Source organism: Acinetobacter sp. Ac8, from assembly GCF_055392545.1.
Genome location: NZ_AP043689.1, coordinates 545,380 through 558,517 on the forward strand (window position 1 = coordinate 545,380; position 13,138 = coordinate 558,517).

Here is a 13,138-nt window from a genome sequence, read left to right on the forward strand (position 1 = left end):
AGTTCAGTGCTATTTTCGGTATGTTGCAAACTCAAAAGCAATAGCTGTTTTGTCATCAACATGTGACTCGCTCGCAACTTTTTTAAATTCCGTTGGAATTTCAGGATAATACGCATCACCTTGTACATCGAGCTCAATGTGGGTGAGCTCTAAACGATCGGCAATGTGCATGGTTTGTTTAAAAATTTCACCACCACCAATGATAAAGATACTGGCAGGTTTTTCTGATGCCAATACATCAGGAATCGCTTGTTCCAAAGCAGCATCTATACTATGGGCCGTTTTAACCCCAGCAAAACTCCAATCCTGATCACGGGTAATTACCCAATTGACACGTTTAGGTAATGCACGTCCCATCGATTCAAGCGTTTTACGTCCCATCACCACAACACCACCTTGGGTGATTTCTTTGAAGTGCTTAAGGTCTGCTGAAATATGCCATGGAAGATCGTTCGCTTTACCAATGCAGCGTTGTTGATCCATTGCAACGACATGCACAATTTCAAAGTTTTTAAATGTCATAATGAATTCGCTTATTATCCATTGGAAAATTTTCCCTCCTATTGCAAGGAGGGAATAAGGAAAGACTGAATTAAAATATTTAAACAGCTACAGGTGCTTTAATTGCAGGATGTGACTCATAACCTGTAATTTCAATATCTTCAAATTTAAAGTCAAAAATATCCTTAATTTCAGGATTTAACTTGAGTTGACACAATGGTAAGGGGGCACGTGTTAACTGAAGTTTTGCTTGTTCAAAATGGTTAACATATAAATGTGTATCACCGCCAGTCCAGACAAAATCACCTACGCCTAAACCACAAACTTGAGCAACCATATGAGTCAGTAGAGCATAGCTGGCAATATTAAATGGCACCCCTAAGAAAACATCTGCACTACGTTGATAAAGTTGGCAAGACAACTTTCCATCCTGAACAAAAAATTGGAATAAAGTGTGGCATGGCGGTAAGGCAACTTTACCTGCTTCATTTGGGTTCCAGCCAGACACAATCAAACGACGTGAGTTTGGATTGGTCTTGATTTCATTGACCAACCAACTGATTTGGTCAAAACCATCATTTTCAAACAAACCATTGTCTTTTTGCGTTGCGCCAAAGTTACGCCATTGATGACCATAGACTGGGCCCAATTCCCCTTCAGGGCGTCCAAAACGGGCAGTCTGCTCAGCGGTAGACCATTCATCCCAAATCGAAACTTTATTGTCTTTAAGATATTGAACGTTGGTGTCGCCTTTTAGGAACCACAGCAGTTCAATCACAATTGAACGGAAATGAACTTTTTTAGTGGTTAGTAGCGGAAACCCTTTTGACAAGTCAAAACGCATTTGATGACCAAATACAGAACGAGTACCTGTACCAGTACGATCACCTTTGTCACCGCCATCGTCTAGGATATGTTGTAGAAGGTCTAAATACGCTTTCATATAGTGTCCAATTTGGGGCGTCTATACGACATAAATGACAGATTATGTCGCATGATTACCCATTCGTAATGTTTCTGAATAGCTTCAGAGTTTATACTAATCTGAGTTTCTTTTTAAGCTAGATTATTTTCTGTTTTGCATCCATCTAACAGCTAAAACTAAGAGTATTTGAAAATGAGTATAAATTTGAATGAGCTCCCAGCATGTTTACAGCCATATAAAACGCAAATTATTGCGACAAAAAAAGACAGTATAGAAATATCATTAGTGCCGACTGAAAATTTACAGATTTGGCAAAGCAAAGTGGGTGGAAATCCTTATTTACCTGTAGGAAAGCAATATCCGCAGAGTGCGGAGGGGGATGACCTACAATTATTGGCGCAGATCAATTTTGCAGAAGTGCCAGAAAATCAACATTATCCAAAGTCTGGAATTTTACAGTTTTTTATCAATCCGCATGATGATTTATATGGTCTCAATTTTGATGATCAAAAAAAGCAAGATGGCTTTCGCGTGGTTTTTTATGACAAGATTGAGCAAGATCTTGCACTTTTACAAAGCGATTTTCCAAGTTTTGCTGAGGACGATATTTATAGTCCTATTGCAGGACAGTCTGCGATTCAGTTTGAGAAGGCAGAAAGCTATATTGATATGAATAATTTTGATTTTGCTCAAAAAGTCACAGACCCTTATGAAAGAGAAGATGAGGAAGAGTTTTGTGATGAGTACAGTGAAGTTTTTTCTGCAAGCGGTCATCGTTTAGGGGGATATCCATTTTTTACTCAATCTGATCCGCGTGAATACAATGAATCTATTCAAGATTATATTTTGCTGTTGCAGATTGATACAGGTGAAGCTGAAGGTATTGAGATCATGTGGGGCGACTCAGGTGTAGGGAACTTCTTTATTCATCCTGATGATCTTGAAAAAAGAGATTTCTCTAAAGTGGTGTATAACTGGGATTGTTATTAAGCACCGACGGCATAATCTCTAAAAAGCTGATGTTGATAACGTCAGCTTTTTATTGAAAAAATCTTTCGTTGGTATACGATTTTGCTGAATTCATAAAACAAAAGTGTGACTCAATTGACAGTTTAATGTGTTGATTAGATTAAGAAAATATTTTAATGATACGGCCGAGCAAACTTTTATTGATTAATTTTTAAACAAACAAACCCAGATGATGAATTGTGTAATGTCAGCAGTTTCAGTAGCTTGAGGCGTTACAAATGAGATTTATTAACACTTACATATTTTTTTACATGTTTTAAGTCTACATTTTAAGAATTGCTGATTACTATTCATGGCTTGTGAAAAGTTGTTATTGGTTTAAACAAGGTGGTTTGAATCAATTCAAAAGGGCAGTTTGAGGACAATGCATGATTTACGACCACAATGTTAATATGAATGAATACGTGAATCCCACGGTTCATATTCAGATTCGATCGGAAAATCAAAATAATAATTTTCGACCAGATGAATACTTAAAAAATAAAGCATTTGAAACTTTTAAAAATCAAACTGAAGCATTTAAGAAAGAAAGCTTAATCGATATTAGCAAATTTACTGAAAAACTTGTCAGTATGTCACGTAGTACTACTGCACATCGTTGTGCAAGATATGTGCGTATAGCGCTTGAATCAGCCGGTGCGCGTTTTTCTGATCATCCTGTTGCCGCTTCAGATTGGGGTTCGACTTTAACTGAGATTGGTTATAAGCAAATCCGTCCTGACTTCGATAATCCTCAAGAAGGTGATATTTATATCATCAACAGTACTAGTCGCCATCGTTATGGTCATATTGCTGGATTTACAGGCTCTCAATGGATTTCTGATTTTAGACAACGTAGTTACGATGTGTATAAAGACCCAAATGTAACCTATGAATATTATCGTCTAGCTGCTTAGTTACACAGTCAAAAGCATTTAATCCATTACGGATTAAAAGATAAAAAAGGAAGCTTTTGGAATGAAAGGCTTCCTTTTTTATTACTATGCTTTTTTACTACAACACCTTTAGTCAAAACGTTTTGCGCGATTTTGATAAATTGACATGATAAATAGACCCAATGCAGCAAAGCCAACCGCTTGAATCGAGGTCAATATTTTATGTTGTGCGGGTAAAAAAGCCATTAAAAGCATAAGTGCAAGCAATGGGTAGATTGAAAATAAAATTTTAAAACCTTGAGCATAGATATTATGTTGAGCAATTTTTAGCCCCAGCATTCTTAATAAATGCGTAGAGATTCCAATTGCTAAACATATCACGGTAAACGTTGGACTTAACTTCTCAATCGTGGCGCAATAATAAATTATCACACAGGTTAAGATTGAGATGATCACTTTCATTTCACGGCTACAGCGCACTGAATACCAAAAATCTAACATTATTTAGACGCTTGTTCAGATGAGTTTTTATTGAGTAGGGAGAGTGGTGAAAAAATACAAACCGCTAGGGCCATAAAACCAATACCTTGAGCGCCTGGGATTAAAATTTCACCATTGTTCATGTTTTTAAAAACCAATGCCAAAACTAAAGCCAGTGGAATCCAGGTCAATAAACGATAAAGAAATCCTGTTGGGTGTTGGGCTGCAAAATGAACCTTACAGTAACGACAAATCAGAAAAATAATACCTGTACCTGCAAAAAGTAAAATATTATCAGGGGTTAGAGGCTGGTACCAATATAGTCCAATAGTGACCAGTGCCAATAAAATAAGGAAAATGAGCTTCTTTGCAACCGAGACTTTAGGATCAAACCAAAATTCAAGCATAGTGATTTCGTTTAAATTGAATAATGATAATTTAGCATAAAAAAGGTGAAGCTTAGCTTCACCTTTTTAAACTTAGCCCATAAGGCTTAAGTATTTTTTTGTGGACCCCAGTCAAAAATTTTCTTTTGGTAGGCATACCAAATCAACCATAACCCAATCAGAATCATTGGGAATGAGAGGATTTGACCTTTGGTCATCCAGCCAAACAGGATATAACCTTGATCTGCATCAGGTTCACGGAAGAACTCCATAAAGAATCGAGCGCAGCCATAACCCATTAGAAAGATCGCAGATATGGCATAACGTGGGCGTGGTTTAGCACTATAGAACCATAGAATAAGGAACAGCAGCAACCCTTCACACAGCGCTTGATAGAGCTGAGATGGATGACGAACCAAATGTAGTGGATCAGTCGGGAAGATCATACCTAGCGCAAAGTTAGGGTCAGAAACTTGGCGACCATATAATTCACCACCTATGAAGTTACCAATTCGACCAAACATCAAGCCCGTCGGTACACAGGGTGCAATGAAATCTAGTGTTTCAAACCAAGTTTTCTTGTATTTATGGCACCACAAAAGCATGGCGATCATTACACCAAGGAAGCCCCCGTGGAAACTCATACCGCCAGTCCAGACTTTAAATAGCCAGATAGGATCTGCTAAAAATTTGCCAAACTCGTAAAATAAAACATAGCCTACACGACCACCGAGCACAACCCCCAGTGCGCCAAAGAACACCAGATCTGAAACCATTTCAGAGTTCCAGTCAGCACGTTGTTTAGCGCGATAAGTAGCAAGTCCCCAAGCACATAAAAATGCCAAGAGATACATCAGTCCATACCAATGGACGTTGAGTGGACCCAGTGATATCGCAATTGGGTCAATATTCGGGTAGGTAAGCATTCCCAATCCTTGATTTTCTATTTTGCACAGATTTTAGCTGAAACATATTAAAAATGTTGTACATTCAATGTGTAAACTTCATGGAATGTATTTTATGTGTATTGTGGCATTGGCTTGGCAAGTTTTGGATGATTTACCTGTTTGTTTAATTTCAAATCGTGACGAATTCTACCATCGTCCAAGCACTCAATTACAGTCATGGGCGAACAGTCCGATTATTGCAGGGCAAGATTTGCAATCAGGCGGAACATGGATGGGGGTTACACCACAGGGACGTTGGGCAGTGATTACCAATTATCGTGATGGTGCTGATAAACAAACTTATCCCACTTCGCGTGGCTATTTGATTCAAGCCTTTTTAGCGTCAGATCAAACACCAATTCGTTTTGCACAAGCATTGGAAAAGCAGCAAAGAGATTATGCGGGTTTTAACTTATTTGTGGGTGATCGACAGCAAGCTGTTTATATGAGTAATCGTGGTGAAGCCCCACAAGTATTATCCCAAGGTGTATTTGTCGTTTCAAACGGCTTGATGTCAGACGATTGGGAAAAAACTAAGCATTTACGTAAACGCTTTACCCAAGAATTTTTACCCATGCTGCAAGTTCCTGCTATCCCTGAACAAGATCTACAATTCGCTGTTTGGGATATTTTAGAAGATGAACGAAAAATTATTCCTGATTTACTGCCCAATACTGGAATTAATCCTGAGATGGAAGCGTTGTTGTCTTCAACATTTATTCAAAGTCCAATTTATGGGACACGCTGTTCCAACTTTTTAAGAATAAGCAGTACGCAGATTGATTGGATCGAAAAAACACAACAAGGTGAACATATGGGCGAGTTAGTCGAGATTAAGCGCGTTATTGAAAAATAAAAAGCCATAGCAACTTTCGTCACTATGGCTTTAAAAAAAAATTTAGTTGATTAGCCAGCAATTACACCGCCATCTTTACGAGTAATGACGACCGTTGCAGAGCGTGGGCGAGCGGTCTTATTGCTTGGATCTTTTTGTGAGGCAGGCCAGTTACTTGATGGCTTATCAAAGCTAGGTGAGTCTTCACCTGGATGCTGAACATTGATAAAAATGGCTTTGTAGTCGGGTGTCATGGTGACACCTGTGATTTCACATTGTTTTGGACCTGTTAGGAAGCGACGCAGGTTTTCATCAGTGACTTGTTTACCCACGATCGTTTCTTGCCCAGCAGATGTTATTGCTTTTGCACCATCACCGACTTTACCAGGCAGTGCAGCAAGCATCATACAGTTGGTGGTATCTGTATAAGCACCATCATCGGTTTGAATCCAAAGGACACCACGTGGGTCGAACCACATACCATCTGGTGAAGATAAATCATTGTTATCATTTAACCCAGATAAGTTGATGTTACTGGCCATTTTTGCTTCGGCACCAAAGAGGTAGATATCCCAAGTAAAGCTTTCAGCTGTGGTTTTATTATCTTTTTCATGGAAGCGGATAATGTGACCATTTACATTACCTTTACCGCCTTCAGGGTCGCTATAGTTTCGTGGATTTGCGGCATCTAATGCATGTGCTGTACCACGGTTCGAGTTATTGGTTAGGGTGACATAGACTTCACCATTCTCAGGGTTCACCGCAACCCATTCTGGACGATCCATTTTGGTGGCTTTGACCGAATCACCGGCTAAACGTGCAAAAGTAGTGACATCGGCTTGAGATTTAAAAGGATAGACGGTATTGCTATCATTTAAACCGTTTTTACCGTATGCCAATTCAATCCATTTACCTGTACCATCATTATTGAATTGCGCAACATATAGCTTGCCACTGTTCATATATTTATCGCCTGCGCGATAGCCACCATTGACATCTTTTGCATCCCACTTCGCATCAGATACAAATTTGTAGATATATTCGCCACGTGAGTCATCGCCCATATAGAAGGCCAGATTTTCCCCTTCGATTAAACGGCTTGAGCGACAGTCTTCATGTGCAAAGCGACCTAAAGATGTTCGTTTAACTGGGTTTGAACGACTATCGAATGGATCGATTTCAACAATCCAACCAAAGGTATTTGCGCCGTTGCGATAATCTTTGTCTGCTGAGTCAGCGGTAATTGAAGCGTTCCAACGGTCATATAAATCTTGGCTTTCGATTGCCCCAATCGCAGTTTCCCAGCCATAACGTGAGCTGGCACCATCTTTTAAACCATAGCGATTCAGTGCGATGATTTCAGCCGCACTACGTTTTGCATCATCACCTTTATTGCGCACAAAGTATCCAATAAAGTTTTCTTCTGTAGTGAGGTAAGTCCCCCAAGGTGTGTAACCATTACCACAGTTATTATGTGTGCCACGTGTTTGCTTTGCTGAGCTTGAGTATTTGGTTTTCACCAAGTCTGAACCCGCAACTGTGCCTGCAAAGTCCATGACCGTTGACGCTGTAATACGGCGATTAAATGGAGAGCTTTTAACAATCTCTACTTTTTGTGTGGTTGCATCTTTTTTTAACTCAATGACGGAAACACCGTGTGCATTAACTTCACGAATCACTTCATCTTCTGGGCGACGACCATTTACTTTTGTTGCACCTTTAGGGTGTAAGAAGGTTTGATTAATGTATTCATGATTCATGACCAGTAAGCCACGGTTTGAGGCTTTCGCATCATATTTAGAGCTATTGGAATTTAAGCCAAAATAGCTCATACCATCATGACAATCGCCTGAACGCGCTGTAAAGCTGACCCCCGAAGGAACATTGTTATCATCCCAGTCAGGGATCGTTTGCATTAATGGATCACCTAAAGCATAAAGCACATTTGCTTCATAACCAGCAGGAACAGTGACGATGTCATTAAGGTTTTTTGCAACAGGGTTAAAGGTGAATTTTTCAGGTTTTTTAACAGTCGTTGTTGGGGTTGAGTTATTGTCATCGTCGTCATTACAGCCGACTAGGCTCGATGCTAAAGCGAGAGCAGCTGCACCACTTGCTGTTTTTGTAATTAAACTACGACGAGAAATCCGTTGTTCTAAAATGTCACGGAAATGCGTGTTATTCGAAGTATTGTTATCTAACTCTTGATTTTCATGATATGGCGTGAGGTCTGTCATACGATTCCCTTTGGCTTTAAGTCTTGATTAAATGTGATTTTGATTCAGCTTAAAAACATACAGAACAAATGTGTAAGATCTCTTACTCTTATATTTAATATTGGTTAAATTTAATCTTATTTTAAGAAAGTAATAGGATTGTCATATTTGTATTTAGACAATTACTGTGCTGTTCACTTTCTATAAAAAATAGGTTGTGACTGATTAAGCCTGATATGTATTTGGTGAATTGAATAAACAGGATTAACTTTTAGTTGTTTTTAAAATAGGGATGTTTCATAAAGAGATTTTAAGAATAGACTTCTTTTATAAACGCTTATTTAAAGCATAGATCAACATAAAATTCCCCTCATCCTAACCTTCTCCCGAGGGGGAGAAGGAACTTCCAATCGAAATATAATTCACTCAACATGATCATTTTTCGACTTGTGCAATAGATCTAATGTATTTGAATAAAAGTGCAGAAGATTAAGCCATAGATTTATTTTTATAATTGTTACTAAAAAAAGAATTTAACATTCTTAAAATAAAAAATGACCTCAAAAGAAGTCATTTAAATATTAAAAAGCTTTTTATTTTGATCCTTAAGCATCTACAGTTTTACGTTTTTCAATTACTTTACCCAGCAATAAACCCAGCTCAAATAGCATCCACATTGGAATTGCGAGCATGATCATTGAAATTGCATCAGGAGGGGTAATAAACATAGATACGAAGAAACATCCCACCACGATAAAGCGGCGCTTTTCAGCCAATGTTTTAGTGGTGACCAAGCCAACTAAAATTAACACTAAAGTAATAATTGGGATTTCAAAGGTCACACCAAAGACCAAAAATAATTTTAGACAGAAGCTTAAATAACTATTGATATCGGTCATTGGCGCGACGGTTTCTGGTGAAACACTGATAAAGAAATGCAGGATAGATGGCAATGCAATAAAATAAGCAAAAGCAATCCCTGAATAAAACAGCACAATACTGCCAAACAACAATGGAAATGCTAGATTTTTTTCTTTTTCGTATAATGCAGGTTTAATAAAAGCCCAAAGTTGATAGATGATAAAGGGCATCGCCAACATCAGCGCAATAAAGAAGTTTAACTTAAACGGCGCCATGAAGGTTGCTGTAACATCAGTTGCAATCATGGTTGAAGTTGCAGGTAATTGTTTTCTGAGTGGTTCTGATAATGCAATATAGGTCTTATTGGCAAATGGCAATAAACAAAAAAATATAGCGATGAGTGCGCCAACAATTTTAAATAAATGCTTACGTAACACCATCAGGTGTTGAGTAATCGGCATCGCATCTAAAGGCGGCGTCTCGGTAGACGAGGCATCATGTACTTGTGGTGCTAATGAGTCGCTCATACAGCCACCTTCAATTGCGGTACTTCTTTAACAAGAACAATTTGTGGTCGAGTTACAGTACAGTTTTGTTTATCTAACCAAGTCTTTGACATATAAATAGTGGGAACCGTAATATCAAGTTTATGATAAGTCGTGTGAATTTTTTTATTGTCTGTTATTGCGAGATGACTTTCTTGTTCTACAGCAATTTTTTGTTGCTGTAACTCCTGCATCTGAGCCTGCATTTTTTGTTCAAGTTCTTGAATTTTTTGCATCTCTTGTTGCATTTGTTCTCTAAATTCAGAAAGACGTAATTCACGGTCGATGTCATTTTGGACACTACTAATTGCACGTTTAAATTTGCTATACCATTTGGCAGCAAAACGCGCAGCTTCAGGAAGTTTATCTGGTCCCAATACTAAAAGAGCAATGATCCCAAACACTAACAGTTCTGAAAATCCAACATCTAACATGATCTACGCCTCACCGATTAGTGTTTTACTGTAGAGTTCACATCAGTATTGCTAGTTTGATGTTCTAGTGTACGCGTTTCAGTCAGTGAAGCAGTTGTTGCCTCTTCTTCTTTAATTGATTTCTTAAAATCTTTGACGGCACCACCAACATCTTTACCTAAGTTTTTCAGCTTTGATGTACCAAATAGTAGAATCACAACAATTGCAAAAATAAGTACATGCCAAATCGATAATCCAGCCATAGTTTTAACTCCTATTTAATAACAGCTATAACAACAGTTATCCATGACAAAAAAGTGACACTAATATTTCAATTTAAAGACAGACAATATTTATAAATTATTTTGATATGTTCAACGTCATCTATATTTGGAAAATGCTAGTATGTTCATGATTTGAGAATAAGGTGTTGTATTGTGGCTTTGTTATTTCCAGTTTTATCATTTATCTGTGGGCTGATACTGGCGAATAGCAAATTTTCAGTAAACTTAAAATCATTCATGTCTTTGCTGCTGGCTCGCTTATTTATCCCGATTGTGATTATTTACAATATGGTATTTTATAAATCGGGCAGTATTGCTTTAATCTTATTTGCTTTTTTCTCATGCTTTACGCTTTTCTTTATTTATCTCACGCTGTCTAAAGATCGTTTAGCTTCATTGTGTTTTAGCTATACCAATATGGCATGGCTCGGCTTTCCGATTGCCTTGGCTATATTTGGCCCAGACAATAGTATGTTGATGATACCGCTTTATATCGGGGTTTCAATTTTTGGAAACTCTTGGGCTGTGACTTCGGTGAGCTCAGCTCCACAATCCAAACGATTGCTTATCAAAAAAGTATTGCAATCGCCACCTGTGATTGCCTTGATCATTGCCGGGCTTTTACGTTGCTTTGATGTGCAACAGTTTCAGGCAAATGATTGGATTAATTGGATTTATACTCTGGCTAAATGGAGTATGAGTTTTACCGGTATGTGTGTATTGGGGATGTGGTTAAGAAAAACCAAAGTCCATATCGAGGATTTACTGTCCAGTACTAAGCTTGCAATATTAAAGTTAGTTTGTGGTGTTGTATTGTGTAGTCTGGCTTATTTCTTTTTACCGGTTCCACAGATCCATCAATATATTGGGGTGATGTTTTTACTGTTTTGTTTACCCCCAGCCGCCAATATTGTCGCATTGGAAACCCACTATCAAGGTACTGGAGTTTCAGCAAAATATATTGCTTCGGGAACGATAGTCAGTTGTGTGGTATGCGTCCTATATGGTGTGTTGATTCATTTTTTATAGTTTTTGTCGGTTGATTAGTTTATCTTGCTTCGTCTTAGATAAGTTTTAGCGATATTCATCGTATTCCTCCTTTCCACAAAGGCGAGGAGGAATCTAACAAAATCGTATGATCTTAAACGGCTGGTTTTAACTGCTTATTTCAAGCTTGCTTTAAACAATTGCATCGCTTGACCACGATGGCTAATTTTGTTCTTTTCTGCTTTACTCATTTCTGCGCTTGAAATATTTAGCCCGGGTAACCAGAACAGTGGGTCATAACCGAAACCATTTTCACCACGAGCTTGCTCTAGTACTTCACCTTGCCAGATCCCTTGGTAGATTTGTGGTAAAGGGTCATCTGCATGTTCAACCAATGCTAATACACATACGAACATTGCTTCAATCGCTTGATCGTCTTGGCGTAAAGGCTTAAGGTTTTCCAGCAATTTTGTATTATTGGCTGCATCATCGCCATGTTCACCTGCATAACGTGCAGAGTAAATTCCAGGTGCTCCACCTAATACGGGAACGCAAATCCCAGAATCATCTGCAATCGCAGGTTTACCTGAAATACGGCTTGCATGACGTGCTTTGATAATTGCATTTTCAATAAAGCTTAAGCCATCTTCAATCGCGTCTTCGATATTCAGTTGACCTTGAGGAATCACTTCAACGGGTAAAGCCAATTCAGCAAACAATTTTTCAAATTCAGCAATTTTGCCTTTGTTATTGCTTGCGAGTACCAGTGTTCCTTGTGATAACCAATCTTTTGATGACATGATGCAGACTCAAAATTTAAAATTGAGTTATTTTAACTTAATCTGTGTCATAAAATGCGGCTAAATTCTCTCGTCCTTTACGCTTTACTGGATATGTTTTGCTTTTGCGCTAATGCGTTTGTCTAACTGTTGTTTTAAATCGAGAACATCCTCATTTTTCATAAAACCTAGTCCAACATTGAGTTTCTGTTTGCTGTTATCTTTCATGATAAAAAGTAAATAGTATTGTCGATCAAGTAAGGTTTTTTTGAGCTCAACTTCATAGATCTCTGGTATTTTAATGTGTTTTTTAATTATCACTCGACCTTTAAAATCAATGCTTCTAATCATGTCTTGGGAGAGGGTTAAAATAGGGCGTTGATTGCTAAACATCTGAATAGCTTTATTACTGAAAAAATAAGCAATGAAACCCAATGGCGTAACAAGAAATAGCGAAAAGAGACTTTTTAAGCCATTCTTCCATTCAAACATTTCCAAGATCAAAAGCACGGTCGCAGCCCAAAAGGGGCAGGCCAAAATTCCAGCAAAAATCGCCAAAGGAATCATTTGTTTGCGTGAAGCATAATATTTTTTCTTTTGCATATCTTTCCATACATAGAAGAATTCGATTTACTTCTCAAAAGCACAAGTGGTGCCTTGATGGAAAATCATTTGCCATATACCGTGATCATTCATAACCCAAATTGAACTGCGTAAAGCCACATTGTATTGAGCTTGAGTTGCCACATTGATTTGATGGCTTTGATAGGTCAGTAAAACGCTATGATCAGATAATGACTGAACTTGAAAATCCTGTGCTTGAAAGATGTCGCTATCTGTATCATTTAAAAGTGCTTCAATCATTTGGGCTTTATGCACAACCCACCCTGATTTGGTAATTTCTTTAAAATCTGGATGTAACCGTTGATCAAGTATTTGAAAGTTTTGACGATCACGATGATGCAACCCGCATTCATATTGAATTAATTGTTTGAATAGGTCTTGCATTGTCAACAATCTCAGCTGAAATACTTATTAAATGGATAGCAGTAAAAAAAAGCACCCGAAGGTGCTT

The 13,138-nt window shown here is 38.0% G+C and carries 16 protein-coding genes; 4 read left to right on the forward strand and 12 right to left on the reverse strand.

The features are described 5' to 3' along the window. Positions 1–9: 9 nt before the first annotated feature. Positions 10–522, reverse strand: coding sequence for a dihydrofolate reductase (locus ACZ5QH_RS02640; RefSeq protein WP_105713385.1), 513 nt, complete (start codon positions 520–522; stop codon positions 10–12). Positions 523–601: 79 nt separating this feature from the next. Next, on the reverse strand, positions 602–1,444 hold the full coding sequence (gene thyA, locus ACZ5QH_RS02645) for a thymidylate synthase (RefSeq protein ID WP_096732948.1): 843 nt from the start codon (positions 1,442–1,444) through the stop codon (positions 602–604). Between the two features lie 174 nt (positions 1,445–1,618). Between thyA and ACZ5QH_RS02650 the strand changes: the two genes are divergently transcribed. Together ACZ5QH_RS02650 and ACZ5QH_RS02655 are read left to right on the forward strand one after the other, a co-directional pair. Next, entirely contained in the window at positions 1,619–2,416 is a 798-nt protein-coding gene (locus ACZ5QH_RS02650; RefSeq protein ID WP_303576674.1) for a YwqG family protein, read from the forward strand. A gap of 407 nt (positions 2,417–2,823) precedes the next feature. Beyond that, complete coding sequence (locus ACZ5QH_RS02655; RefSeq protein WP_303576675.1) at positions 2,824–3,351, forward strand: CHAP domain-containing protein; 528 nt, start codon at positions 2,824–2,826, stop codon at positions 3,349–3,351. A gap of 108 nt (positions 3,352–3,459) precedes the next feature. Here ACZ5QH_RS02655 and ACZ5QH_RS02660 read toward each other — a convergent pair whose 3' ends face one another. From ACZ5QH_RS02660 to lgt, 3 genes are all read right to left on the reverse strand, one after another. After that, positions 3,460–3,831 carry a hypothetical protein gene (locus ACZ5QH_RS02660; RefSeq protein ID WP_303576676.1) on the reverse strand — a complete coding sequence of 124 codons (372 nt, stop codon included), beginning with the start codon at positions 3,829–3,831 and terminating at the stop codon, positions 3,460–3,462. Further along, entirely contained in the window at positions 3,831–4,217 is a 387-nt protein-coding gene (locus ACZ5QH_RS02665; RefSeq protein WP_303576677.1) for a hypothetical protein, read from the reverse strand. The genes ACZ5QH_RS02660 and ACZ5QH_RS02665 overlap by 1 nt, the downstream gene beginning before the upstream one ends. An 86-nt stretch (positions 4,218–4,303) precedes the next feature. Continuing rightward, the gene (gene lgt, locus ACZ5QH_RS02670; RefSeq protein WP_303576678.1) at positions 4,304–5,122 is read right to left on the reverse strand and encodes a prolipoprotein diacylglyceryl transferase; all 819 of its coding nucleotides are present in this window, start codon (positions 5,120–5,122) and stop codon (positions 4,304–4,306) included. A 94-nt stretch (positions 5,123–5,216) separates the two neighbouring features. Here lgt and ACZ5QH_RS02675 point away from each other — a divergent pair, with 94 nt between their 5' ends. Beyond that, positions 5,217–5,999 (forward strand): NRDE family protein, encoded by a 783-nt coding sequence (locus tag ACZ5QH_RS02675; RefSeq protein ID WP_303576679.1) that lies wholly within the window; start codon positions 5,217–5,219, stop codon positions 5,997–5,999. Between the two features lie 50 nt (positions 6,000–6,049). Here the strand turns inward: ACZ5QH_RS02675 and ACZ5QH_RS02680 are convergent, their stop codons facing one another. The 4 genes from ACZ5QH_RS02680 to tatA all read right to left on the reverse strand — a co-directional run bounded on the left by ACZ5QH_RS02680 (position 6,050) and on the right by tatA (position 10,276). Further along, positions 6,050–8,215, reverse strand: coding sequence for a PhoX family protein (locus tag ACZ5QH_RS02680; RefSeq protein ID WP_303576680.1), 2,166 nt, complete (start codon positions 8,213–8,215; stop codon positions 6,050–6,052). 584 nt (positions 8,216–8,799) lie between these two features. Then, on the reverse strand, positions 8,800–9,582 hold the full coding sequence (gene tatC, locus ACZ5QH_RS02685; RefSeq protein ID WP_004818877.1) for a twin-arginine translocase subunit TatC: 783 nt from the start codon (positions 9,580–9,582) through the stop codon (positions 8,800–8,802). Next, on the reverse strand, positions 9,579–10,034 hold the full coding sequence (gene tatB, locus ACZ5QH_RS02690; RefSeq protein ID WP_239046497.1) for a Sec-independent protein translocase protein TatB: 456 nt from the start codon (positions 10,032–10,034) through the stop codon (positions 9,579–9,581). The genes tatC and tatB overlap by 4 nt, the downstream gene beginning before the upstream one ends. Positions 10,035–10,051: 17 nt before the next feature. Beyond that, positions 10,052–10,276, reverse strand: a complete 225-nt coding sequence (tatA, locus tag ACZ5QH_RS02695) for a Sec-independent protein translocase subunit TatA (RefSeq protein WP_004726505.1) — start codon at positions 10,274–10,276, stop codon at positions 10,052–10,054. Positions 10,277–10,450: 174 nt separating this feature from the next. Between tatA and ACZ5QH_RS02700 the strand changes: the two genes are divergently transcribed. Further along, positions 10,451–11,326, forward strand: coding sequence for an AEC family transporter (locus tag ACZ5QH_RS02700; protein WP_244014917.1), 876 nt, complete (start codon positions 10,451–10,453; stop codon positions 11,324–11,326). Between the two features lie 134 nt (positions 11,327–11,460). Here the strand turns inward: ACZ5QH_RS02700 and rdgB are convergent, their stop codons facing one another. The 3 genes from rdgB to ACZ5QH_RS02715 form a co-directional block, all read right to left on the reverse strand. Continuing rightward, on the reverse strand, positions 11,461–12,084 hold the full coding sequence (rdgB, locus tag ACZ5QH_RS02705; protein ID WP_244014919.1) for an RdgB/HAM1 family non-canonical purine NTP pyrophosphatase: 624 nt from the start codon (positions 12,082–12,084) through the stop codon (positions 11,461–11,463). An 84-nt stretch (positions 12,085–12,168) separates the two neighbouring features. Next, a complete protein-coding gene (locus tag ACZ5QH_RS02710) occupies positions 12,169–12,666 on the reverse strand; it encodes a hypothetical protein (protein ID WP_244014921.1) in 498 nt (165 codons plus the stop codon). Positions 12,667–12,693: 27 nt separating this feature from the next. Beyond that, entirely contained in the window at positions 12,694–13,071 is a 378-nt protein-coding gene (locus tag ACZ5QH_RS02715; RefSeq protein ID WP_303576681.1) for a nuclear transport factor 2 family protein, read from the reverse strand. Positions 13,072–13,138: the final 67 nt, after the last annotated feature.